We start from the raw sequence: 24,916 nt of genomic DNA on the forward strand, positions 1-24,916 counted from the left end.
TTTTGCCAGTGAGGTGAAGACGTAAGCCGAGGGAGTGCCGTGGTTAGCTCCATTGGAACTGCCGAACGAACCACTGCTTCAGCCCTTTTTATCCATGGTACGCTAAGTGACGGTCTCGGATATCCCCGACCAGCGACCACCACGGGAAAGAAGGCACTATCACGGACGTCTTGCAGGACACTCTCGGAGACGAAACTGGGCGAGAATTAGACTCCTACAGCTATCGCATTGAAACCGATGGTGAGGGAATCGATGTCTGGTTTCGGCATCGCGACTTGGTGCCAGTATCTCAGTAACCAATTACCGATACGCCACTGCAATGGCCGATAACGAACGCAAACCCACGTGGCCACAGATCCGAGATGCACTCGGAGTCGACGAAGATCGCCTTTGCAGTGCGTGGCTCACGGGAAGTTTTGTGAACCCGACGAAGAAAGTCACACGAGAGAGCGATGTCGATGTTGTCCTCGCATTCGAGAGCTTCGATGCTATGGACGACTTCGAATATGATGGGTGCTATCCGGAGATAATCGAGGTCGGAGGCATCACTCGAGAGTGATTATGATGGTGAAAGCGGCATACAGGTACCAGAAATGGATCGGTCGGCTGGTCTTGGACAAAGACTAAATTGAGGTCTTCAGCTACAATCACGAGAAGACCGGGTTACTATGGATCGCGTTATTCTTCATTTTCACGAGGATCCAGGACAAACTCATACAGACCCCGAGTATACCGACGGATCCAGCCTGCATTAGTCAACTCCCGCAGATAGAACTCCACATTCCCCTTCGTAATGCCCGTATCCTCGTGAATCGATCGCGGAGTATGACGACCCCATGGCTGATCGGTACCACGACTCTCTTTGAAGGCTTTCAACACCCTTTCCCCATCACCAGTCGGTTCAAAGTTCTCATTCACTGTTCCTCTGGACATGATTTCAACCCAATCTCATAGTAAGTCTCGCTACGATATCTACTTTCCTTCCCATTCAGGAAATTCACTATGAACTACAAATCTTTATTATGGTAGTAATCGTACATGTATCTGAGGGGCAGACGAGGACTTGGTCTTCTACTACCCTACAAATAACAAATAAATCGGGAGGCGGGCAGACCTGTGAAGGTTCTGTGCTGATGAATGATTTACGGGTGGAACCATTCCCGTAGGAGCTACACCGCAATGTGGTCACTGGCACTGACAGGCGGGCGGCAACCACAAGCCGGTGAAATGGGAGTCCCCTGGCGGCATCCATTGAGAGAAAACCACTGGTAGCAATCGTGTACTGTCTATTCAGGACATCATTTGCGTACCCTCGCCACGGATTTACGGCGGGGTGGGGCCAACAATGGCGACCGAAAAACAACAACCGATAAGCGGGAATGAGAGAAGAGAACTGGATTCGAAAAAAGAACAGTCGTATAACTGGATGCTAATCAGTGCAAAATGGGCGGTGATCTGTTTTGCCGCCTTAGTTCACGGTGCGTTAGGAATGGCTATGTTCGCTGCATTCGCGCCAACTCTCGGATTTGCCCTCGCAAGTGGTGGAACCATCCTATACTTGTGGCAGCTAAAAGAGCCACCGCTGCAAACGCTCGGAAATTCATTCTACATTGGAGCATTTCTGTTCGTTGCTGCTGCGATCGGCCTCTCTCTCAGTGCATTCACTGCAGGTCCGGCAGGTGCACTCGCTGGGATGTTTGGATTGGTTCTGTTTGGTTTCGGGGGTCTTGTCCTTGCGGTCGGGGCTTTCGGTGCCGGAAAGCTAACACTCAGGCTGGCAGCTCGTCGTGAGAACAGAAAACAACCGTCTGGATAAGAACTCAGCTTTCAGACCTTGCTGTACAATTTGCATACCCCCGTCGCGGCTTCAAGATGGGGAAAGAGGACAAGGATAACAATGACCAAAATGAATCGTCGTGTCTTCATGCACTCCGTCGGTCTCGGTGCTGTTGGACTGAGTGTTGCTGGTACTGCTAATGCCTGCAAGCACAAGCATGGCAAGAAGGAGAAGAAGCGAGCGAGCAAACACAACTTGGCACCACACACGAAAATCATCGGCGACTCGTGGCGGCCAATCGAATCGTTTGGGACAACTGAGTACGCCATCACTGGCGAGGTCAAATGGACGGGTCAGTTTCCTGCCGAGATGTTCATTACCGCAACGTTCTACGATAAGCGGGAAACTGTGTTATCGTCAGATGGAATTGACTCTTTGTCACTCACACCTGGTGAAACTGGGGGGTTCCAAATCGATTATCTCAACGAAAATCCGAAGGAAGTAGCCGACTACAAATTAGCGACGGAAGTGTTCCGTCAATAAGATTGTAGGAGATCGGTGTGGATTTTCCTAGATTGATTTTCCGGAGAAATCGGAACCGTAGCTGGACCTCGGGTTCTTTCTACCAACCTAATCAGTACGTTTACACGACAGTGGGGAGACTCTATAAGGACTGATCTGTACGGTTTCTGATCCTGCCGAGACGGCACAGAAACGCGCACAGGCCGAACAATTTGCCTTCGACGTCGATGCCCCCGGACTCATCGAAGTGACCAACGAGAGTCACGAGAACCCCGAAGATCACCAGTACATCGTCTCCATCGACGACGTGACGCACGAACTGATGGCCTGCACGTGCCCGCATCACGCCCACCGCAACGCATACTGCAAACATATGGCCGCCGTCGAAAACGCAACCGAAGAGGGAACGCTTGACGCCTTCCCGTCCGAGGACGAAGACGAACCCGACAACTGTGACTGCGACGGCCTTAACGGGTTCCCGTGCTGGCCATGCGTGCGAACGGGACGGAAAGAACTGCCGAACTAACCACCGCTTCAGCTGTTTTTATCCATGGCACGCCAATTGACGTTCTCGGATATCACCGACCAGCGAATGCTTACGATGTGTATGGAGACAGCATCGACAAATGCGACGTAACTCCGACGACAAAGACAGTACTACTTGATGTCATCCAATACTGACAGTGCGTGACTGGGGTCATCCACTACGCGTTACAAATCTTGGGAGACCAACGCCAACAACAAGCAGTACGAAAAACGAGATCATGAAGGCCGTATCTTCAGCGATGCCGTTTGATTCCAGTAAGAATTCGACTACGTACGCTGCAGGGAGGGCTACGACAACAAAGGCGATCGTTATCCAATTTTCACGGCTTACCATCGATATTTTTGGATAAACCTTCCATTCAGAAATAATTTGTGTGTAGTAACGATCACGCCGCAGAGCTGTTTATTGCCGATTCTACTCAAAGCAATTGCGGAGTGATAAGGTTGCCACAAAACTGCCTGGCAGTACTACGAATTCGGCGACGCAGATCACGGCACAACGTTCACCCGATGGACGGATACACTCGACACCTCACAGTACTGCAAACGGTTCACTTCGCCGAACTGGTGGGTAATTTGCGAGGAGAGCAATGGACAATCTCCGCGATAGAGAATTAGACACGAGGAAGATTATTGCGAAGTATTGCTTCTTGTTCGAGCCATTTCTATTGTGTTTGCATCGGAATTCAGATGGAGTTTGGTTAGTAGTCAATACTAACTTCAGACACCCACGGTGAAACTTCTCACCTACGATAGCCAACCAGAACTCGTTGAAAAGCCTTAGGAGAGATTTGAACTCTCGACCGACTCCTTACAAAGGAGTTGCTCTGCCAGCCTGAGCTACCAAGGCACTCCGATGTCACTACGCACCCAACAAAGACCTTCTCCTTTCCTTGTCTCTCGTTACCGTAATTGATTCCCAGTCTCCTGTCAACCAATATATCACGTAACTCGTTGCCACACAAGAACTTTAATCAATACAAATAATTATCAATCAATGTTTCAGCGTCCGGTACAGCATATTTTCTTTGATCTTGCATTCGGGGTCTATACTGCCATCCTTGCCCTCGTAGTTGTAGCACTCCTCACGAGCACTCACTATCTTTCGCGTATCTCACTCGCTACAGCCTGCTTCGGCTTTTTGCTTGGCGTTGCACTTGCAGTAGCTCGCGATAATCTTATTGAATTACTTGTTCGTACTCGTCTCTATCTCGCGGCTTCACTCGGACCGCTGTTGTTTCTCTTGATCACCGATATTGGCACTTCTTCCGGCGTCATCCCAGATGCAAATCTGCTTCAAGATTTGACCGATGAAGCTCTGTTACTCGCAATCACAGGGCTCATTCTCTATGGTACAACGATGAATTGCTATGCTGTAATCCTCCAGCAAAATGAAGACGTGCTCACAGAGTGGTTCGGACGAGCCGATACACGGTATCTCCGTTTCGTTCGAATACTCTCGTTCGTGAGTGGTCTCGTCTTCCTTGCGAGTGGACTCATGCTCCCTATTTCAATAGAACCTGCTCAGGGGTTGTTCGCCTCGATTGGCGGCGTTCTCCTTGCTAATGCAGTAATCGTCGGAAAAACCAGGCACTATACACTGGTTGAGAGCGGCCTCCTCGTAAAACGGAGTGGCACACTCGCTACCCGATTTATTCCACGCCAGCAGCTACGCTCGGTCGAATACAATGAGGATGTTCTCACGCTTCATCGAGGGTTCCCATGGCCAGTGCCATTTCGATGTCGACTCGGACCGATTCCAGATTCTGAATCAGTGGCCTACTCACTTCAGAAGTATGTAGACGGAGATTAGAACCAAGATTCCTACTGAGAGAGGACACGGCGAATCGGGGTCTGAACGAGATACAGTGCGATTGTCGCACCAAGGAATGGCGTGAGAGCATCACTGACTGTGTGAATATTGCCGATGAGGAGATTGACGAGTACAGCAATGATTCCAACGAGAACAGAAAACGCCAGACGCTGCTTGTCGAATAAGAGTTCTCGAGAGGAGGGAGATGAGCGAGCTGAGTTTGCTGTCATACAAACCTATTGGATAGTGTTCTGAATAAACATTACGAGTGGATCGAAATTAGCGTATCTCTATCTTTTTGAGGAACATTCAACACCCACTAAGTCATCGTACCGATGAATTGCTCTCTTTGTTCCTGGTCGGCCTTTGGTGTGGCTCTCATTTAGCAGCGAGCAGCACCTGATCACGACGCTGCCTTCTCGATAATCGCTAAAACAGTCTCACATGTTATAATAACTATTTGACGTAGTGTATTCTCATAGAGACTACAGTATGGTTACAGAGCAAACTCGAGCCCGGATGGAGTTTATCGGAAATATCGCTAGCCTACTGGCAATCTTGCTGTTTCGGAGACGCTCTGATGAGTATGAACCCCTCTCTCGTCGCTGGATGATTGCTGGGTTTGTTAGTATGATCCCGTATTTGTGGGCGTACGATCGTGATTGGCATGCGCTCAAGAGTTCTATTCGACGACGGGGAATCGCGACGATGGGGTGGTCAGCTATTCAGCAATTCATCCTGCCAGAAAATGAGTCTGTGAAATACAGTTTTTCGATCGGGATGCTCGTTGGTGGCATTGTATATCGACTTTGGTATGGTGTGCTCCAGCCCCACCCCATCATCGATAACGAATAAAACAGGACTATCGGGGGTTCATCGGTTCACTATCTGGATGATCAACCAATATTGATTCGTTTCTCTCACCCTTGAGGATCAGCTGTGACTCTCACTCACCACCACTGGTTTCGATACTAAGAATTCGGACATCGCCAGATTGGTCAGTGTCAATTTCAGGCTTCGAACTGGGTAATAGAGACATGACTGGATTAGTTGAATATCCCTGCTCGGGCACACTATGGCACGCGTTCGAGCAGGAAGAAGGGGGTGGCGAGGGAAAGGGCGTGTGGATCAGGAGTGATGGCGCCAGACCCACGCGAGACCGATTCAGGGTGTCAGAGGCAACCGCGCCACACCCAGTCGCTTAGTGGGGTTCGGTATATGCTTTGTGCTATTGTTAAAAAATAAGACAATCAGACAAGCAAACGTTATTTCAAGTAGATCCGCTAGCCACCGGGTTGTTACCGCAAGAAACTCCGACTCACGCATCTGCGCCAAAATATCGTCGTCAGCTATGCCTACTTGCTTCGACAGCTGTGCATCTCCGTCAGTGTTAGTGACTACCCGAGTGACATCGAACAATTAGAAACTGAGAGCGATCTTACTTCACCGGAAACCGAAGTAGTGCTCCAACACCACTGAAGGCAGCCACGAATTGCGATCCACGTTCTGTATCACTGTCGATCACATATCCGTCACCACCCTGTTGTTCGACAGCAGTTTCCAACTCTCCTCGGTGATCTCGCGATACTGTTGATGCAATGAGTACAGACTCAACCGCACCGAACTCAATCGCCCGCTCTACTTCCTCAGTACCATACGCAACTAACTCCCCAGCCCGAAGCCGCGAGTAGAACTCATCAAGCCGCTCGCGTCCTTCTCGCTGTTCGGCATCTAATAACTGTTTGTCCGCTTTTTCGACAAGCTGGTCTAGCCCCTGCACGGTCGCATACTCAACCGAGTACGTTCCGAGCAACCGATTACGCAACCGATGATCGAGGTAGCCGTCCGAGACGAACCGCTTTGCAGTCGCGAGCGTTCCTCCAACAACAAGGCTGGTAACCGTTCCTTCGTCACCAGTGAATGCTTCGGTGGCGATATCCCCCACTTGTTGGAAGAACTCGTGGACTTGCCGTTCGCGGTCTCGTTCGAACCGCTGGGCAGATTGTCCACCTGCCCTGGACTTTCCCATCACTTGGCTTTCGAACGTCCGAATCGGGATAATGCGCTCTCCAACGAGTCGCCCAATAGCAGCACCACCTCGTTCAATGACGATGAGTCCAAAGGTCTCGTTCGGCGTAACCGCTTCGACCAATGGAGTGAGGTCAAAGTGATCGTCACACCGGTATGTGGACTCCGTCACCGGAGCGGGCAAGTCGTCGAAGGCAGTCGAGATCAGGTCTCCATCAACGATACCTGCATAGACCACGAGGCCGCTCTCCGGTGTGGTTTCGTATCGACGGAGTATCCGCTGAACACGCTTGAGCGCTTGCTGGACATGATCTCGTGTTTGATCAGATTTGATATTTTCGGCACTGGCGTATTCCTGGGCGATTCGTTCTCGAATCGATCCTAACGACTTGCTGTTGGGAACAGTAACGGTGACAAGTTCAGTGCCGTCCCCTGTGAGTGATTCGAGGTGCTCGATCTGGTCGCGAAGATCGTATGTTTGTGACATTGTATACTGGTGGCTTGTGAGTAGTTGATTGGCGATTCCGTGAGGCCGACCTAACGACCCCTGCCACCAGCTATGAAAACAGAGAGATGCCACTCATCGACTGCACGACCGTACTGATGCACAACTGTGAGCGGTGCATATCACAACACAGGTATCGCTCAGCTAAAAGAATTCTGGAGAGTTACGCCTCTCTATCAACCGGCACCCGCTCGAACCCCATCGTCCGAAAATCACTGTCGAAGGCGAACAGATGCTCTATCTCGTGCTCTCGGGCAAGCACTGCACTCGTTTGATCGACAAACGAAATCTGCTGGTCGTCAAAACGCTCGAACTCATCACACGCCGCATTAAACGTCTGTTTACCCACCGGTAGGATATTGAACGTCTTCGACTGCCGAACTGTCGAAAGCGCCTCAATAGCCGCTGTATGTCCAATCTGGTACAACATCAACGTCGCAAACTCAGAAAGCACATACCGACTCGTAAACACCGGTCCATACTCACCTTCCTCCATTCCATCGAAGACCGCATTTGCTGTGTCGTGATTCACATCGTCCTCATCAAAGGCAGCGTACAACCCACCAGTATCAACAAACAGCGGCAGTGGACGACTCATTTTGAACTATTCCCATAGAGGATATCATCCACGTGCTCGGACGCATCAGTCGATTCCCCAGAGCTGTAGGTCGTCCGGGAAAAGATCGGGTCACTCGGATCTACCTCGTGCACTGAATCCTCATCGACAAGCCACCAGACGACTCGACCGGCAGTTTGGCGACTCTTCACTCGGCCTTGATCCTCGAGCTGTCCAAGCTTCCGCCGGGCCGTTTCTCGTGAACACTCAAGCGCATCTGCGACATCACCAGAGGTCACTATTGGTCCCTCTACTTCCTCGAAAATGGCGAGTACGTCGGCGAGCGTCACCGTCTCGACGTACCGCCCTGAATCACTGCGGTCTTTGGACATACGCCACAGTACACACTACCGAAGTATAGTCCTGTTGGTGTATGCCATGTGGTGTATACAATATGGTAGGAAGAACGGTGCCCTCGGGCGTGTGTAGAAACGCGCCGGGTGCTGGTACACCCGGCACCGGTCTTCCAATTGGACCAGAAGACCATGAGTACGAAAACGCCTAGTGAACTTGAAGCTGACGAGACTGCACAGAAACGCGTACAGTGGGAACAATTTTCCTTCGACGTCGATGCCCCCGGACTCCTCACTGTCACCAACGAGAGCCACGAGAACCCCGCAGATCACCAGTACACTGTCTCCATCGACGACGTGACCGACGAACTGATGGCCTGCACGTGCCCGCATCACGCCCACCGCAACGCCTTTTGCAAACACATGGCCGCCGTCGAAACCGCAATTGACGACGGAACACTCGATGCGTTCCCCTCCGAGGACGACGACGAGACCGAACCAGACGACTGTGACTGTGACCACCTCGGTGGCTTCCCGTGCTGGCCGTGCGTGCGAACGGGACGAAAAGAACTACCGAACTAACCACCGCGTCAGTCGTTCGTAGCTATCTTTTTGAGATTACTGATCCGATCCTCGATTGACGGATGTGTCTCGATGAGCGCTCGCAATCGACCATGCTTGGTTAGAAATGCCGATGTGACCACGTATCTACACACGAAGTGCCAGCTCCTCCTTTCAGCACTGACTGCAAGAACTTCACGACAGGACAGAGATTCGATACAGGTAGCCAGTCAGACAGAAGGACGTTTCTTTGGCGTGTTCCCTGACCGTTGCAGCCAGTGAACTGTCTACGCAGACGGTGACCGACTGCGAGCGACTGTGCCATCGACTAACAGCGGGCGTGTCTGGAGCGCTACGAAGACGCATTTGGCGAAGCGTAGCCGTCAGAACGGACGTATCAGACGAAGATTGAATCGTTCACTCCATGGAAAACCGAGACTGGGTCACTGGGCGTCTCGCGCACTCTCCAGCGACGCGAAGAATCCGAAGTACGCGACGACACCTGCGAACAGTGACAAGTGGTACGCCCACGTCGGTGCCGGAAGCGCATCGAACAACGCCGAGACGACGGCAACCCAGATTACTGCGAACGCGAGATCAACGACCATCCCGGACCGATGCTCGCGGACATGGTCTAGAACGGTGCCGGTGAGCGACACGTTACTCGGCCTCCCGTTCGTCCACGACCAATACCGACCGATGGGTAGACCGGAGCACGCGCTCGGTGACGCTTCCGAGTAGCATTCGCTCGATGCCGCTACGGCCGTGACTTCCCATCACGATGAGGTCGACATCGTGGTCGCTCGCGACGTTCGCAATAACTCGGTGGGGTTGGCCGCCACGGAAGTGTTCTGCAACGTCGATACCGCGTTCGCGGCCTCGCTCGGCGACGTATCGGGTCGCGTCGCGGGCGCGTGCTTCGAGGTCGTCCATCTCGCCGAATCGACCGGCACGAATGCGGTCGACTTGCTCGGTTCCGAGGGTCACGTCCACAGCATCTGTATCCACGACGTACAGCGTCTCGACCGCGGCGTCGAATTTCTCCGCGATGGCGAGTGCTTCGTCGACCGCTCGTTCTGCCGTGTCGCTGCCGTCCGTGGGAATGAGGATGCGTTCGTACATTCAGTCGTCCCCCGAAACCGGACCGTTGGAGGCCAAAACCACGTCTTCGGCACTCTGTTGTTGCCCCATCGGTTCGGGGCTGTGACACTGCCGAACGATGCGTTTGATGCGTTCTGGTGGCTCGTCGGTCACCAGTGAGACCGCGATGGTGACGGCGAACACAATGGGCGTTCCAGCGAGCGCAGCACCGACCGCCGGGAAGACGTCGGCGTAGAGGGGCACGACTGGGCCCGCGTCGGTGGCGAAGATGAGTTCGTTGAACACCGCGGCAGTCCAGATGAGGAGTCCGGTCGTCATTCCGGCGAGCGCGCCCTGTCGATTGGCGTTCTCCCACCAGAGGCCGAGGAAGAACATCGGGAATAATACGAGTCCGGCGAGCGAGAACGCGAGTGCGACCAGTTCACCGACTAGTGCCGGTGGGTTGAGCGCCGTGACGGTCACGATAGCACCGAGAGCGATAATGGTGAGGCGGCCAATGATGAGTTGTTGGCGCTGTGTCGCGTCGGGGTTGATGATGTTCGTGTAGATGTCGTGGGCGGCCGCCGACGAGGCGGCGATGAACAGGCCTGCGGTCGTCGCGATGGCGGCGGCGATACCGCCTGCGGCGACGAGACCGACGAACCACGTCGGGAGGTTCGCGAGTTGCGACGCGAGGACGACGATGACGTCGCCTTCCGCGCCGCTCATGCCGCTGGCGCCGTAGACGGGGCCGACCGACTTGGCGTAGAGGTCGGTGCCGAACGCCGCGAACGCGGGGGCGCTCAGATAGAGCAGGCAGATGAAGAACAGCCCCCAGACGGTGGACCAGCGGGCCGTTCGCTCGCTCTCGACGGTGTAGAAGCGGACCAGCACGTGGGGTAGTCCACAGGTGCCGACGATGAGCGAGAACGCGGTCGCAATCCAGAGGTAGTAACTACCGCTGCTGAACGGTTCCGTGAACTCTGAGTTGAGCGAATTCAGCATCGCGCCGTACTCGATTTGCGGCAGGAACGTCGAGTAGCCCTGCGTGTAGCCAACGACGTAGAGGCCCGCGAGGAACGCGACGATGAGGATGACGTACTGGACGGCCATGTTCTTCGTCGCGCCGAGCATCCCCGACAGCGCGAGGTAGCCGACGGTGATACCCATCATCAAGACGACCATCGTGGTGTAGTCGCCACCGAAGACGTAGATGCCGACGAGTCCCATGCCGCGGGCTTGGCCGACCGAGTAGACGAAGCCGATGAGAATCGTCGTCAGCGCGCCGATGGCGCGCGCGGTGTCGGAGTTGAATCGGTCGCCGACGAAGTCCGGCGCGGTGTACTTGCCGAACCGGCGCATCTGGGCGGCCATGAAGATGAGCAACACGAAGTAGCCCGTCGACCAGCCGATGACGAACGCGAGTCCGTAGTAGCCCGACAGCGCGATGAGTGCGGCCATCCCGAGGTATGACGCTGCGGACATCCAGTTGGCGCCGATAGCCATGCCGTTCTCGACGTTCTCGATGGAGCGACCGGCGACCCAGAGGTCGTCGGTGTCGGTCACGCGGAAGGCGTATCCGATTCCGAGGAACAACAGCAACATCCCCGTGACCATGATGGCGGGGATGATTTTGAACGAGGCGTTCAGTGCGTCCGGGAGCAGGTTGAGCGGCGTCAGCATCATTGTTCGGTCCCTCCGTCGGAGGCGACTGCCTCGGCGTCGCTCACAGTTTGGGTCGTCGAGTGTTCGATACCATACTTCTCGTCCAGTTGGTCACGCTTGCGCGCGTAGACGAACGAGAGGATGAGTGCACCGAGCGGGGACCCCGTCGCGGTCAGGAAGTAGTGTAACGGAAAGCCGAACACGGTGATGCTCGTCATGAGGTCTGGCGCGAGATACGTTGCCGTCACAGGGGCGAAGACAACGAGCACCCACGCTGCGAACATCGTCCACACGATCTTCAGGTGGTCCCGCATGAACGGGGTCGATGGCTTGAAGATGTTGACGCGGGCGTCGAGGTAGTCGGTGGTTCCTCGGTCGGTAGCGACACCGCCGTCTGTCTCTATTTCGGCACGTTGCTCGTCACGTCGTGAGGTTTCGTCTGTCATGGTGTGGTCTCGTCTATCATCGTCGTGTTCTGAACGTCGTTTTCGTTCGAATCGTTTAGTCATCCGATACTGACGCCGCGATGTCCTCGACGACGTCGGGATTCCGCAGGGTCGAGGTGTCGCCCAGTTCATCGTTGTTGGCGATGTCCTCCAAGAGGCGGCGCATAATCTTCCCAGAACGAGTTTTGGGGAGTTCGGGCGTGAACACAACCGATTCGGGGCGTGCGATCGGCCCGATGGCGTCTTCGATGCCGCCAACGACGCGCAACCGGAGTCCGTCGCCTCCTTCGTATCCCTCTTCGGTGATGACGTAGGCGTAGACGGCTTCGCCTTTCACCTCGTGGTCGCCGCCGACGACGGCGGCCTCCGCGACGCCCTCGACGCCGACGATCGCCGACTCGATTTCCATTGTCCCGAGGCGGTGCCCGGAGACGTTGATAACGTCGTCCACGCGACCCAATACCGTGATGTAGCCGTCGTCGTCTATCTTCGCGCCGTCCTCTGGGAAGTACACCCAGTCTTCCATGTCGTCGCTATCGGTGTCGGAGTACTCGCGCCAGTATTCGTCGATGTAACGCTCGTCGTTCTTGTATAAGGTTCGCAGCATCCCCGGCCACGGCTTTTGCACCGTGAGGTAGCCCGCACGCCCTGCGTCGACCTGCGTACCGTCGGTGTCTACGATTTGTGCATCTACACCGGGGAGCGGCGGCCCGGCGCTTCCGGGTTTCATCGTGCCGATGCCGGGAAGCGTCGTGACCATCATGCCCCCCGTCTCAGTCTGCCACCAAGTATCTACAATCGGACACGATTTGTCGCCGATATGTTTGTAGTACCACTTCCATGCCCGCGGGTTGATCGGCTCACCGACCGTCCCCAGCAGTCGGAGCGAGGAAAGGTCGTGTCGGTCGGGATACTCACTCCCCCACTTCATGAACGCTCGAATCGCTGTGGGAGCGGTATACAACTGGTTCGCCTCGTACTCCTCGACGATTTCCCAGAGGCGGTCGCGCTCGGGATAATCTGGCGTGCCCTCGTACATCATCGTCGTGGTGCCGAGTGCGAGCGGCCCGTAGACGATGTAGGAGTGACCCGTAATCCAGCCGATGTCTGCCGAACAGAAGTACGTGTCTTCTGGTTCGATATCCAGCACTGCTTGACTGGTCCACGCCGCCCACGACAGATACCCACCGGTCGTGTGCTTGACACCCTTCGGCTGCCCGGTGGTGCCCGACGTATACATCAGAAACAGCATGTCCTCGGCGTCCCGCTCAACTGGTTCGACCGTCTCGCCCGCTTGTTCGGCGACGAGGTCGGCGTACGTGCGTTGATCGTCTGCGAGGTCGTGGCCGAAGCCGTCGCCGTCGCGGAGGCGCTCTACGACCACAGCATCGGATACGAAGTGCTCGACGCCCGCGAGGCCGTCATTGGCTTTATTGAGGTGGTCGAGCGGGTCGCCGCGACGGTAGTAGCCGTCGCAGGTCACGAGGTACTCCGAGTCAGCTGCGTTCATCCGCGTCGCCAGTGCGTCTGCCGAGAACCCGGCGAACACCACGCTATGGGGTGCGCCGATTCTGGCGCAGGCGAGCATCGCTATCGGAAGTTCCGGAATCATCGGCATGTACATCGTCACGACGTCGTCCTCGCCGACGCCCATCTCCCGGAGCGCAGCCGCGAACTCGTTGACCTCCCGATGCAGGTCCTCGTAGGTGTACGTGCGGTTTCCTTCCTCGAGTGGTTCGCCGACCCACTCGATGGCGGCCTCGTCGCCGCGCTCATCGAGGTGGCGGTCCAAGCAGTTCGCCGAGGCGTTCAGCTTTCCGTCGGTGAACCACTCATAAAATGGCGGATTCGACGCATCTAAGACCTCGTCGTAGCTCTCCTCCCAGTCGAGCAGGTCCGCCGCTTGCTCCCAGCACTCTGGCCAGTTCTCTTCGAACTCCTCGTAGATCGACTTCTCGGAGACGTTCGCCTGTTCGACGAACTCCTCTGGCGGGTCGAACGCTTCTTGTTCTTCAAGTCTCGCTTCCAACTGTACGCCGTCTTCGTCGCTCATGTGCCAAGTTCACAACCCGCACCTTATTACATAAGTGATGGAGCTAACTATACCAATCCGCTCGAATCTTGCACTGAGAGCCCTGTACCGAAAGTTCCCACCAACAACTACCAGATCTAGCCGGAGTATGTTCGTCCGACAGAACCTGCAAGGCTAGACACTTAGTGTCACTCAGTCTCATCCAACGCGGGATCGGTCTCCTCGAAGACGCTGTCGAGGAGTTTCTGTTGTGCCTTCCGGAGGTGGTTATGCAGCGTTGGCGAGGAGACACCCATCGAACTCGCGAGTTCTTCTGCCGTACTCCCGCGCGGCCACTCGAAGTATCCCGCGAGATACGCAGCCCTCAACACTGTTCGTTGGCGCTCCGTCAAGCGGTCCTGCACCGACTGCTGGACACGGACACCACCCTGCGTCGGTACCTCGACCTCGCGCTTCGAACACAAGTCCGTCTCCGGAAACACATCCTCAACTGCTTCGACCACGCTCCGAACGTCGGCATGTCGTGAGAAGACCCCCGACACGTCGAGCATGCCGGACTGCGCTGAAAGTTCACGGACGTTCCCACCGCGCTCAATCAAAATCGTCGCGAGCGATTCGCCAGAGACGGTGAACTCGAAGAGCGCATCCTCACCGTAGTCGCGGATGAGCCGTGCATCTTCGACGGCTTCCGCATCGGTCACACGATCGAGCACCTCGCTGACGGCAGCCCCACTGGCAGTCACGAAATACAGCAGCGAGTGCTCTTCGATGGGGACCACACCGTCGAGCGAGAATTGACAATCGAGTTCGGCAGACGCGGCGACGAGAAAGACGCTACTGTCCGTACTCCGCAACGAGAGCGCGACACCCGTATCTGTCAAGAGCAATCGCTTGCGCTCGATGGAGGTCAATGTCAGTCCGATGCGCCGACCGGCGTCCGCGAGGAGCGTCCGGTCTGCCGACCGAAACGAGTCACCGGCCACACAAACAACACCGTGAACGGTCTCACTCGATTCCAGCGGCGCAACGGCGAAAGAACACCCAGAGAGCACGCCACCGATATCCGCAGCGACCGACGATGCATCCACGACCGTAACGGCACCTGATTCCGCTCCGTCGAGTGCGTCCGTCGCGTCGAGAATCGCACCCGGAACGTCGCTCTCGTCATCGTTGTCGGTAGCACCGTCGGTGTCACGTTTGCTGTTGCCGTTTTCGGCGTGGTCGTCGGTAGTTCGCGGCGGCGTGACACTCGCCCGTGTAGCGCCTCGTTCGTCACAGAGCCAGACGCCACGGTACAGGTCCGCGAGCTGGTCACAGGCGGCGGCGCGTACGTCCTCATCGGTAGACGCTTCTGTGAGTGCTCGGCCGAGTGCTTCCATGCACGCGAGGCGGTCAGTGCGTCGCGATTCCGGTGCCGGAATCCGGGAGTCAGGACGACCGGGACGGCCGCGCCTGTGACCGCTCCGAGTCGGTGGTTGAGTGGTGAAGGCGTCGATAATCGTCGCCGTCGTCGGCGTGGGATAGTACTGTGTGAGGCTGTCGAGACGCTTCCAACCGCCGACGGACTGTACGACGCGTGGATCTACGTGCTCCTCAACGAGGTGACGCCACGCGAAATGCTTGCGTAAGTCGCGGCAAGTCACGTCGCAGGGACCATCGACTCGATCGGCGACGTCGCTGACGATCATCTGGACGCGACGCGGTGAGACGGCGATGAACGGGTCTCCTGTGTCGATATCGTTCGCAGCGCGGTACTTTTGGAGGTCGTGGGCGATTGCTCGCGGCACGTATGCCTCGCGAGTCTCGTCGTCGCCTTCGGGCACGGTGAGGAAGAAAAATCGGTCGCCGTCGTGGTCGTGGTCGCAGAGGTCGGCCGGCCGAATCCGCGTCAGTTCGGAGGGCCGGAGACCGACGCGTCCGGCGAGCGCCACGATGAGGTCCTCGCGGTAGGTTTCGGTGGCGCGACGGAGACGTTCGTACTCGGTTGTCGTCAGAAACTCGTCGCCTCCATCGCGCGTCATTCTGTTTCGGGTTTTCTGAGACACATGAATAAATATTAGGAATCCATGGCGGCATTCTGTGCGGTCATCCGCTAACCGTATCGAACAGTGTGTAAACGACGGAGAGAATTATTTCGTGTTTATCCGAAAGCCCGAAATGGAGTGCTACTGCTCGAGGAGCGATTCGAGTTCGCCGACGATTTCCGGATTGCGGAGCGCACTCGTATCGCCGAGGTCCTCGCCGTTCGCGATTGCTTCGAGATACCGCCGCACAACCTTCCCCGACCGCGTCTTCGGAAGCGACGGCGCGAACGTGACCGTATGCGGGACCGCGATAGCGCCAATCGCCGACTCGACCGCTCTCTCGATTTGGTCTCTGAGTGCGTCGTCGCCTGCGACGTTCGACTCCGGACTGACGAATGCGTGGACCGCCATCCCTTTCACGGTGTCCGACCGACCGACGACGGCCGCCTCGGCCACACCTTCGACGCCGACGATCGCCGACTCGATTTCCGTACTGCTCAATCGGTGACCGGAGACGTTGAACACGTCGTCGGCCCGCCCGCGCAGATGGAGGTAGCCATCCCCGTCACGAACCGCTTTGTCGCCAGTCTCGTATTGCCAGTCGCCATCCGCGGTTCGCGTTCGGCGACCGCCCCAGTCGGTCTGCTCGCAGAGCGATTTCGCCATGCCCGGCCACGGCCGCGTCAGGACGAGCTCTCCGGGCAACCCCGAATCGACCGGCTTACCGAGTCCGTCCACGACTGCGGCCTCGACACCGGGGAGACTCCGACCGACCGCACCAGGCTGCATCGAATCGACACCGGGGAGCGTCGAGAGGACAACCCCGCCGGTCTCGGTCTGCCACCACGTGTCCACAACCGGACACTCGCCACCGCCAACGTGTTCACGATACCACTGCCACGTCGTCTCGTCGATTGGTTCGCCGACACTGCCGAGCAGACGGAGCGACGAGAGGTCGTGTCTATCGGGGTACTCGCTGCCCCACTTCATGAACGCCCGTATCGAGGTCGGTGCCGTGTAGAAGACATTGACATCGTTGCGGTCGATGACCTCCCAAAGGCGGTCTTTCTCCGGATGGTCCGGCGTCCCCTCGTACAGGACGGTCGTCGCGCCAATCGAGAGCGGGCCGTAGACCGTGTAGGAGTGGCCCGTAATCCACCCCACGTCAGCGGAACACCAGAGAACGTCATCCGGCATGAGGTCGAACACGGCGTGACTCGTCCACGCCACGTGCGCGAGATACCCGCCGGTCGTATGCCGCACCAGCGTCGGCTCGCCGGTCGTGCCGGACGTATAGATAAGAAAGAGGAGGTCGTCTACGTCGCGCTCGACAGGGGCGATTTCGGTCCCCGCATGGTCGGCCACGAGATCGTCGAAGGCGTGGTGGTCGCCAGCCGGGATATCGTCGTGAAGACGGTTGACGATGACTCGCTCGATCGACTGTTCGACGGAGAGACAGGCGTTGTCGGCCATGTGCTTCAAGTCCAGTGCGGTGCCACGGCGATAGTAGCCGTCGCAGGTGACGAGATATTCCGAGTCCGCACCGCTCATGCGTGTAGCGAGTGCGTCCGCGGAGAACCCCGCGAACACAACACTGTGCGGTGCACCGATGCGCGCACATGCCAGCATCGCTATCGGGAGTTCCGGCACCATGGGTAGATAGATAGTGACGACGTCGTCTTCGCCGACACCCAGGTCACGCAGGGCGGCCGCGAACGCGTTCACTTCTGCGTAGAGTTCCCGGTAGGTGTAGGTGCGAGTCTCTTCGAGTTTGCCTTCCCAGATAATCGCGGTCTCGTCACCGCGATCGGCCGCTACGTGGCGGTCCACGCAGTTGGACGCCGCGTTGAGTCGCCCACCGGGAAACCAGCACGTCGTCCCGTCGTCATCCAACACGTCGTCGTATGGACGGTCCCACTCTAACAGGTCGGCGGCGGCCTCCCAGCACGCTGGCCAGCCAGCCTCGGGGAACGCGTCTGCGTCGCGCTCGGTGATGTTCGCCTCGGCGACGAACCCTGTTGGCGGCTCCTCCCATTCGTCTTTGCGCCTCCCGTTCGCCATTCGCTTTGAGGTTCATCTAGACAGACAAAAATCTTCGTCTACCCAGGTCCGAAGGCCGCGATATCGGCTCCCACTGTCGCCAGTGCGTCGGCGGGGTTCGGGTCGCTGTCGGCTAGATGCGTGTACTGGTGTTCCGGGATGTTCGACAGTGCCACCGTGATGGCCTCGCTGTACGTCTCGACGCCCGGTTCCGTCGGGTCATCGCCGCCCCAGACGTCTCGGATGACCGTCATAGAATCGATGCGCACTTCCAGCCTGCGTGGCTCGTAGCGAACCAACAGTTCGGAGAGCCCGAGCTGGAGGGCGACGTACTCGGCGGTGTTGTTCCCCGTCTGGGAGCCGACGGGTCGGCCGAGACGGGCGAGTTGATCCTCCGCAGCGTCCATGATGACAGCACCCGCACCGGCAGGGCCGGGGTTGCCGCGTGAACTACCGTCGACGTAGAGGACGAGTGTGTCGCTCGTCGGCTCGGGGACGGGTGGCCGGGTGAGACCTGAGTCCAGCAGGCTTTCGAGCGCGCGACGCAACTCGGCCGGGGTGGTCGCGGGGTCGAAGAGACCGCCGTAGCCGGGGACAGCGTCGTTGATAGCGTCGGTGGCAGCCGCCACCTCGTAGCCGACGCCCGCAAGTACCTCGTCGACGAGCTCGGCGAGTGGCGAGAGGTATTCGGCCGGGAGGCAGTCGTCGGTCACGGTACTTTCCCCTTCGGGCTGCGGTTCCGGGGCCTCATATTATCGCTCACTGATGATCTCGTTGACTGATCGCACCACTGCATATCGGTCTTCGGTGGTCAAGCGGGATAATCTCTTCAGGTGGCACCGGTCTTCCGTAAACAATCGCAGCCCTTGAAGCTGACGAGACGGCACAGAAACGCGCACAGACCGAACAGTTTTCCTTCGACGTCGATGCCCCCGGACTCCTCACTGTCACCAACGAGAGCCACGATAAGCCCGAAGCCCACCAGTACGTGGTTACCATCGACGACGTGACTGAGGAACTGATGGCCTGCACGTGCCCGCATCACATCCACCGGAACGCCTTCTGCAAGCACATGGCTGCCGTCGAAAACGCAATCGACGACGGGACGCTCGACGCATTCCCGTCTGAGGACGACGACGAGACCGAACCAGACAACTGCGACTGTGAGGGCCTCAACGGGTTCCCGTGCTGGCCATGCGTGCGAACGGGACGGACGGAACTGCCGAACTAACCACCGTTTCAGCTGTTTTTATCCATGGCACGCCAATTGACATTCACAGATATCACCGCCCAGCGAACGCTCACGGAAAGCGCGAAAGCTGTGACCGACGATACTCCTGAGACACCAACGGCCCTCCTCGACCGAGCCCGACAGCACGCAACGAACGTTGCCGCCGAGCATTTCCCAGAGCTGCCGGTCGAAACGATCGACTGGGAAATTTCACATCGAGCCCAACGACAGGCGGGTGTTACGAAGTACGACCCTGCAACGGAGGAAATCACGATCGCGCTGACCTGGACGGCCTACGAACAACACGGGTGGGAACAATTCAGTTCGACGGTGCGCCACGAACTCATTCACGCCTGGCAGTACCACGAGTTCGGTGACGCGGACCACGGCTCGACGTTCACCCGCTGGACGGACTATCTCGATACTTCGCAGCACTGCGAACGCTTCACCACGCCAAAATGGTGGTTGGTGTGCGAGGACTGCGGCGGTCGGATTGCCCGATATCGACGCTCGAAGACCGTCCACAACCCGGAAAAGTACAGCTGTAGTCAGTGCGGCGGTGCAATTCGCGTCGAGGAGGCAAACTGCCACTAACCTCGTTTAAGTAGTTCTCGCGATAAGCAATAGATACGAGGAAGATTCTCGCGCCTCACTGCTTTCTGCCTGAGTTCTTGCTGTCGCTCCTAGTTCACAGAAAAGCCGGTGCTGGTTAGTATTGTATACTAACCCTCTATAGCCCAATTTCTCACTGTAATGCACCCCAAACAGAAGAGCTATTACGAATTATGCATAATTCATAACTACGATGGCACAGTCTGCTGCCTCCACCGATTCGATACCAATTGCGCAACTCCAAACAGTCGTCGAACTACTGGAGAACCCAACACTAGCACGAATCTACACCTACGCGCTCCGTTCCGACGGCGCTACTGTCGCGGACTTCGTCACCGAACTTGACGTTCCACAGGGAACCGCCTACGACTACGTTCGAACGCTCGAGGCTGCGGGGCTACTGACGAAACAAGAAGACAACCGCCCCTACGAATTCGAAGCCGAACCGCTCTCGCTCACGCTCACGACAAATGGCGAAACGCGAACCATCACGGACGAACTCGTGGACGCTGCATCACGCCGCACAGAAAACGAGGATATCGACGTCTACATTGACCGGCATGGTATCGATGGCCTCGCAACGGCTCTGGAGTACGCTCGTGAGTTCGTGGAGGGCACCGTCAATCACCGAATCTTGGCTCGCGAACAAGATCTTTTGCCACTCGAAGCCGAGATCATCTTGCAGGCCCTCGAACCAGTTGTCCGTGCACACTCCGACGACGAGTGACATTCAACAAAGGGCCGTGAATATTACTCGAAGACGTACTGCGTCATCGTTTCGACCGCGGTGTCCACAAACTCCTCGGACAGTCGAGCAACTGCACGGTCAATATCAATGTCCATGAGCGAAACGACAGCCCACGGAGAGACAAACGACTCTCGATTCAGTGTGCCCGCCTCGAATTTGTTCGCCAGTGAGATACCTTCGGGATACTCTTTCGTGGTGATACCAAGCGCTATGTACTGTTGGCCTGCAAACGCATGATCCTGACCGCTAATAATCAGATACGGCCGTCGAGGTGTATTTCCAAACGGGTCAGAAGCGACGACTACGGCACCACGTCCATACATTACTCCTCCTCCGCCGAAGTGCTCTCTTGTTCCTGGTCGTCAAGACCCGGAAGATCATCGTCCCAGTCTGGATTCTCGTCGTAGTAGTCGCCCTCGAACTGCATCGCAACCGTCTCTAATCCGATGAGACTCGCCGTGTGAGCATCGTACGCTTCAGGGTTGATTGCCCAATATTCTCCCTTATGCCGGACGAGTCCCCGCGTCTCGAGTCGACTCAGTGTCGTTCCAACACTCCCACGGGGGAGATCAAGTTCCTCGGCTAATTCACCAGCACGGTATCCTAACTCTGGATCGTCGGCAAGAAACTCAAGGATGTACCGTCCATTCGTGTTTTCATTCGGTAGCTCTGTTGGGTGATAGCTCTCGAAGTCAACGGGCATACGTAACAGTATGTAATAGATAGTAATAAGAGTAGTGTCGCAGACGAGACCGCCTGCATATTCTGCTACCGGTGATTATTCTCTCCTATCCTACACACTCTCGCCCTGTGGACAGTCAGCCAGGCAGAAACAGGGTGCCCCCCTGACGTGAAACACCCCGTCTTTCAAGTGAAATTCAACAGCACAGCCAACCAGCACCAGCCACCCTGACAGTCCACTACTCTCACACCGGATTTCCGGAGTAACTCAGCTATACACTACTGGGGGACGCTCTCTCCTTCCGCAATCACTCTCGCCCCCCCATAGACAGTCCCATAGACCCATACCAATGACAGTCCAGGGGCTGATTCACAGAGGACAGTCTGTTGGCTGCAACCAGTCACGTCACAACTCGTCCCAACACACTGGACAGTCCTCCGGTCGTCACCAGATATGACCATCACCCGCTGGTGCCGGGATGACAGTCCCACGGGTTGTAACACTACCAATGTCTATTTTGCTGGTCGGGAATGGACAGTCAAGAGTCCATCTGTCCCCCCTCTGGGTTTGTTGCGCTCATCTCTCGTGGACAGTCTCGTAGCGTGGATCAATACCGGTCACTGGTACGTTCATTGAAACCTCGGTGTCTCTCCTAGTGGCACCCCCACCATAGCACCCGTGTTGGCATCCAGATCTGCGTGAAGTCAGTGGGCACCCCAACCAATGCATCCACTGGCACCCCACTCTCGTCGCTCATCGGATTTTGTCGTCCTGTCCCGGTAGAGGGACTGTCAGAACTCGTCGCGCTTGGTGACTGTCCTGTACTGTCTCACAGCCTCTGTGTCTCGCACTTCCTCACTCGGTGTTTGGGGTGGATCGTTTCTCGAGGTCATCTCATCCTGGTGGCTGTCGGTACTCCGGCTAGCTCCTCATCGCACTGCTCATCCCTTGTTTTCAGCCACCTTTCTCGCTCCCTCTCCACTGTCCGTGGCTGTCTCGTTCTCATTGACTGTCCACTGATCTCAGTCTAATCACCTCTCTACCTCGTGTTGTCGGTATGCCCTTCGGGAAGCTAGATCTGTCTCTATTTCTGTCTTCTATCCGCATTGTCGGACTGTCCCATCTCACGGTATTCTCTATTCTATGGCTGCTGTTTCTACATCATGGGACTGTCCCTCTGTGCTCGCACTGGCCTCTCTCGTTGTCTCGTCGTGGTGGACTGTCGTCCAGTCCCTACACACCAATCTGCAGAAATATTGTTTTTGGGGGGACTGTCCACACACCACTTTTCATCTGTTCGCCATGCCTCATTCGGGCGCGGATTTCCATCCACTTCTCAGAAGTTTGACTATCAGCATCTTCGTGTATTTCGTGACTGTCGGCCCTGTCTTTCGGCCTCATTGTCTCAGAAAATTTAGATTCATTCTGGGTGCCCACTCTATCTGTCTCGCATAGTGGGGGTGCCCTCCTCACTACGCTCATCTGGGGTGCCCATTTGTCGTTACTCAGTTCGTTATCAGTCTCTCTTCAGTCGTGGGTTTCGTTGGTCGCACTTCGGTTGCTTTTCCAGTGTGTTTCTGCAGGGATGTTGCCGTCGGTTTTCTCTCTTTTTTCTTATACGTTGTTTCTCTCGGTGGTTGGTTTGTCTGCTGTTGTTTGGGGTGTGTTTCAGCTATATGTGTCGGGGTGTTCTGAAAAGGCCTTATTACAGGCGTAGAAATTAAGGCCTTGGAGTGAATACAGCCTATAGAAACACAGTATGGAAAATGGGCTCTGTTGAAACCCTATTAGTCAGATATCTTTCCTGCTGAAACAGCTGCTACGGAGACGTGCTTACCTCACACGGATGAAGAGTGGCCTCAAGTTCGTCGAGTCGGTCAACATACTCTTTTCGTGCAGGCTGAGTCAAAAAGAATATTTTAGCGTATCTGCACTCTACTCGTAAGGATGAGAGGCCCTGAGGAAGATGAAGAAATCGAACGAGCGATCCAGTATTTAGTCCATTCGTTCGAAATGTCAGGGAATAATCCAAAACCGGTGATACTCCATAGTACACGAGTCGGGATGAATCTTTACGACAGAGGATACGAGAAGCCCATCGTCATCTCCGGATTTCTCCACGATCTAATAGAGGATACGGATGTGACTGCTGCTGAGATTCGCTCGGAGTTCGGAGACGACGTTGGAAATATTGTGGCAGCCACTAGTTTCGACGAGAGTATAGACGACTATCTTGAACAACACTACGATATCTATGAAAGATGCTTCGAACTTGGACGACCTGCTGTCGTCGTGAAAGCTGTGGATATCCTCGATAACAGTGATTACTACCATTTGGGGGGGTCAGAGGAACTACGAAAGAACCTGATCGAGAAAATGGACTACTTCATCGGGCATTCTGAACCGTATATTGGAGACGAAGACGTCTATCAGGAACTCAAGAACAAGTTCCCCATCGTGAAGGAGCGATTGGAAATAAAACCCGACAGTTGATTTATGATTTGTTTGCACCGTGTTCCGGCTGCTATCGAGTCAGAAGTGGCACGTTGTTGTTCTACATCTAACGTTTAGAGTGTCTTGTCGATATTGTGAGTGAGGCAGCCGACGACGAGTTCACGGAACTGCTTCCACCAATGTCGTGAGCGGACGAATGCACCATATTTGCGTTTGAGACGGGAGTTTACCGTCTCGTTCTGACTGCGTTGGCCGTAGAGGTCGGTGTCCAGTCGAGCATTCCATGCCTTGTGGAGCGACAAAAATTCGCGGTACTTGATGAGAGGACGAACACCATCTTCACGGGCTAACAAGCGAATCTTCCGGTCGTCGTATCCTTTGTCGCCAAGGAGAATCGCTACCTCTCCGATATTTCGCTTGATGAGCGACGGTGCGATCTTCGAGTCGTGTTTTCTGGTCGTCGTTACGTGCAGATCAAGAATCGCATTCGCTCTCGTGTCCACGAGTAGTGTGACTTTCAACTGCTGAATCGTCAACTTTGTTCGCTTCGTGTAGTGCTTCGAGGCGTGACTACGGTCGAATCCGGAGGCGTCGATCCCGACGACACCGTTAGTCGGGAGGAGCGTGATCGAGAGGTTAAGAAGGACACGCCAGACAGCCATATCGAGTCGATCGAACGCCTTACACAACGTCGAAGGTGACGGGAGTTCCTCAAGATCGATGGCGCTCCGAATGCGAGGCATCTCGATCAGCTCGTCAAGCAGGGTTCGGTACGTTGTATTCTTCCGCACCTTGAGACAGAGCAGAACGATGTGCTGGTGGAGTGTGTACCGTCGTTTCGAGAACTTTGAGGAGTAGCAAGCGACAGCTCGTCGAGCCAAGTTATACGCTTGCTCAACGAACCGGAGCAACCGCGACTTCGGGAGGGCCTGCATTTAGTCAAACTACTGGATGAACCTGTAACTCCCTGAGGATTTCAACAGAGCCGAATGAGACTATTAGAGTTTAGACTATAATAGTTTCACCACTAACTTCGAAGCACATACATACCCGGTGTATCTACAACTAAAGCGGTATCTGTTGGTGGAAGCAGTGGATATGATTTCTCTGGTCACAGGAATGCTACATATCCACAGTTTCGGCAGTAAATCCTGTCTCCATCATGGAAGAGGATCCCATCGGCACACTGTGCACACTTTCCTTCGATGGTCCCGTCGGTAGCTGATTCTGACCGAGATTTG

At 55.9% G+C, this 24,916-nt stretch carries 25 protein-coding genes and 1 tRNA gene; 10 read left to right on the forward strand and 16 right to left on the reverse strand.

Going from position 1 to position 24,916, the window contains the following annotated elements; all coding sequences use genetic code 11:
• Positions 1-319: 319 nt before the first annotated feature.
• From B208_RS0121160 to B208_RS0121175, 4 genes are all read left to right on the forward strand, one after another.
• Positions 320-559 (forward strand): hypothetical protein, encoded by a 240-nt coding sequence (locus tag B208_RS0121160; protein ID WP_007981538.1) that lies wholly within the window; start codon positions 320-322, stop codon positions 557-559.
• 786 nt (positions 560-1,345) lie between these two features.
• Positions 1,346-1,816 (forward strand): hypothetical protein, encoded by a 471-nt coding sequence (locus tag B208_RS0121165; RefSeq protein ID WP_007981534.1) that lies wholly within the window; start codon positions 1,346-1,348, stop codon positions 1,814-1,816.
• Positions 1,817-1,897: 81 nt separating this feature from the next.
• Positions 1,898-2,320, forward strand: a complete 423-nt coding sequence (locus B208_RS0121170) for an FxLYD domain-containing protein (protein ID WP_232423908.1) — start codon at positions 1,898-1,900, stop codon at positions 2,318-2,320.
• A gap of 226 nt (positions 2,321-2,546) precedes the next feature.
• Positions 2,547-2,825: an SWIM zinc finger family protein gene (locus tag B208_RS0121175; RefSeq protein WP_007981530.1), complete on the forward strand. Its 279-nt coding sequence runs from the start codon at positions 2,547-2,549 to the stop codon at positions 2,823-2,825.
• A 796-nt stretch (positions 2,826-3,621) separates the two neighbouring features.
• On the opposite strand, the gene B208_RS0121180 is transcribed toward B208_RS0121175, so the two are convergent.
• A tRNA-Thr gene (locus B208_RS0121180) sits at positions 3,622-3,695 on the reverse strand.
• A 147-nt stretch (positions 3,696-3,842) separates the two neighbouring features.
• Between B208_RS0121180 and B208_RS24030 the strand changes: the two genes are divergently transcribed.
• Positions 3,843-4,658 (forward strand): hypothetical protein, encoded by an 816-nt coding sequence (locus B208_RS24030; RefSeq protein WP_007981529.1) that lies wholly within the window; start codon positions 3,843-3,845, stop codon positions 4,656-4,658.
• Positions 4,659-4,669: 11 nt separating this feature from the next.
• On the opposite strand, the gene B208_RS24035 is transcribed toward B208_RS24030, so the two are convergent.
• The 4 genes from B208_RS24035 to B208_RS0121205 form a co-directional block, all read right to left on the reverse strand.
• Positions 4,670-4,888: a hypothetical protein gene (locus B208_RS24035; protein WP_143154363.1), complete on the reverse strand. Its 219-nt coding sequence runs from the start codon at positions 4,886-4,888 to the stop codon at positions 4,670-4,672.
• 1,208 nt (positions 4,889-6,096) lie between these two features.
• Positions 6,097-7,173: a peptide chain release factor aRF-1 gene (gene prf1 / locus B208_RS0121195; protein ID WP_007981526.1), complete on the reverse strand. Its 1,077-nt coding sequence runs from the start codon at positions 7,171-7,173 to the stop codon at positions 6,097-6,099.
• 181 nt (positions 7,174-7,354) lie between these two features.
• On the reverse strand, positions 7,355-7,789 hold the full coding sequence (locus B208_RS0121200; RefSeq protein ID WP_007981524.1) for a type II toxin-antitoxin system VapC family toxin: 435 nt from the start codon (positions 7,787-7,789) through the stop codon (positions 7,355-7,357).
• Positions 7,786-8,139, reverse strand: a complete 354-nt coding sequence (locus tag B208_RS0121205; protein WP_007981521.1) for an HTH domain-containing protein — start codon at positions 8,137-8,139, stop codon at positions 7,786-7,788. Before B208_RS0121205 ends, B208_RS0121200 begins: the two co-directional genes overlap by 4 nt.
• Before the next feature lie 153 nt (positions 8,140-8,292).
• Here B208_RS0121205 and B208_RS24590 point away from each other — a divergent pair, with 153 nt between their 5' ends.
• Entirely contained in the window at positions 8,293-8,682 is a 390-nt protein-coding gene (locus B208_RS24590) for an SWIM zinc finger family protein (RefSeq protein ID WP_007981519.1), read from the forward strand.
• Between the two features lie 422 nt (positions 8,683-9,104).
• Here the strand turns inward: B208_RS24590 and B208_RS24040 are convergent, their stop codons facing one another.
• The 8 genes from B208_RS24040 to B208_RS0121250 form a co-directional block, all read right to left on the reverse strand.
• Entirely contained in the window at positions 9,105-9,320 is a 216-nt protein-coding gene (locus tag B208_RS24040; protein ID WP_026178006.1) for a hypothetical protein, read from the reverse strand.
• Between the two features lies 1 nt (position 9,321).
• Positions 9,322-9,783 (reverse strand): universal stress protein, encoded by a 462-nt coding sequence (locus B208_RS0121220; RefSeq protein WP_007981514.1) that lies wholly within the window; start codon positions 9,781-9,783, stop codon positions 9,322-9,324.
• Positions 9,784-11,427 carry a VC_2705 family sodium/solute symporter gene (locus B208_RS0121225; RefSeq protein WP_018129139.1) on the reverse strand — a complete coding sequence of 548 codons (1,644 nt, stop codon included), beginning with the start codon at positions 11,425-11,427 and terminating at the stop codon, positions 9,784-9,786.
• Positions 11,424-11,852, reverse strand: a complete 429-nt coding sequence (locus B208_RS0121230; protein WP_007981510.1) for a DUF4212 domain-containing protein — start codon at positions 11,850-11,852, stop codon at positions 11,424-11,426. Before B208_RS0121230 ends, B208_RS0121225 begins: the two co-directional genes overlap by 4 nt.
• A 55-nt stretch (positions 11,853-11,907) precedes the next feature.
• A complete protein-coding gene (acs, locus tag B208_RS0121235; protein ID WP_007981508.1) occupies positions 11,908-13,905 on the reverse strand; it encodes an acetate--CoA ligase in 1,998 nt (665 codons plus the stop codon).
• 167 nt (positions 13,906-14,072) lie between these two features.
• A complete protein-coding gene (locus tag B208_RS0121240) occupies positions 14,073-15,905 on the reverse strand; it encodes a bacterio-opsin activator domain-containing protein (protein ID WP_007981506.1) in 1,833 nt (610 codons plus the stop codon).
• A 144-nt stretch (positions 15,906-16,049) separates the two neighbouring features.
• Positions 16,050-17,969: an acetate--CoA ligase gene (gene acs / locus B208_RS0121245; protein WP_007981504.1), complete on the reverse strand. Its 1,920-nt coding sequence runs from the start codon at positions 17,967-17,969 to the stop codon at positions 16,050-16,052.
• A gap of 38 nt (positions 17,970-18,007) precedes the next feature.
• Positions 18,008-18,661 (reverse strand): ribonuclease HI family protein, encoded by a 654-nt coding sequence (locus tag B208_RS0121250; RefSeq protein ID WP_007981503.1) that lies wholly within the window; start codon positions 18,659-18,661, stop codon positions 18,008-18,010.
• Positions 18,662-18,936: 275 nt separating this feature from the next.
• On the opposite strand from B208_RS0121250, the gene B208_RS24840 reads away from it, so the two are divergent.
• From B208_RS24840 to B208_RS0121270, 3 genes are all read left to right on the forward strand, one after another.
• Positions 18,937-19,179 carry an SWIM zinc finger family protein gene (locus B208_RS24840; protein WP_081460925.1) on the forward strand — a complete coding sequence of 81 codons (243 nt, stop codon included), beginning with the start codon at positions 18,937-18,939 and terminating at the stop codon, positions 19,177-19,179.
• Positions 19,180-19,269: 90 nt separating this feature from the next.
• Positions 19,270-19,773, forward strand: a complete 504-nt coding sequence (locus B208_RS0121265; protein WP_232423909.1) for a SprT-like domain-containing protein — start codon at positions 19,270-19,272, stop codon at positions 19,771-19,773.
• 211 nt (positions 19,774-19,984) lie between these two features.
• Entirely contained in the window at positions 19,985-20,518 is a 534-nt protein-coding gene (locus B208_RS0121270; RefSeq protein ID WP_007981499.1) for a DUF7437 domain-containing protein, read from the forward strand.
• A gap of 23 nt (positions 20,519-20,541) precedes the next feature.
• On the opposite strand, the gene B208_RS0121275 is transcribed toward B208_RS0121270, so the two are convergent.
• Positions 20,542-20,862 (reverse strand): hypothetical protein, encoded by a 321-nt coding sequence (locus B208_RS0121275; protein ID WP_007981498.1) that lies wholly within the window; start codon positions 20,860-20,862, stop codon positions 20,542-20,544.
• On the reverse strand, positions 20,862-21,242 hold the full coding sequence (locus tag B208_RS0121280) for a MarR family transcriptional regulator (RefSeq protein ID WP_007981497.1): 381 nt from the start codon (positions 21,240-21,242) through the stop codon (positions 20,862-20,864). The genes B208_RS0121275 and B208_RS0121280 overlap by 1 nt, the downstream gene beginning before the upstream one ends.
• A gap of 1,926 nt (positions 21,243-23,168) precedes the next feature.
• Here B208_RS0121280 and B208_RS0121285 point away from each other — a divergent pair.
• Positions 23,169-23,714: an HD domain-containing protein gene (locus B208_RS0121285; RefSeq protein WP_018129140.1), complete on the forward strand. Its 546-nt coding sequence runs from the start codon at positions 23,169-23,171 to the stop codon at positions 23,712-23,714.
• 74 nt (positions 23,715-23,788) lie between these two features.
• On the opposite strand, the gene B208_RS0121290 is transcribed toward B208_RS0121285, so the two are convergent.
• Positions 23,789-24,610: an IS5 family transposase gene (locus tag B208_RS0121290; RefSeq protein WP_007981494.1), complete on the reverse strand. Its 822-nt coding sequence runs from the start codon at positions 24,608-24,610 to the stop codon at positions 23,789-23,791.
• Positions 24,611-24,916: the final 306 nt, after the last annotated feature.

The organism is Haladaptatus paucihalophilus DX253 (genome assembly GCF_000376445.1).
In the GTDB taxonomy this organism is placed as follows: domain Archaea; phylum Halobacteriota; class Halobacteria; order Halobacteriales; family Haladaptataceae; genus Haladaptatus; species Haladaptatus paucihalophilus.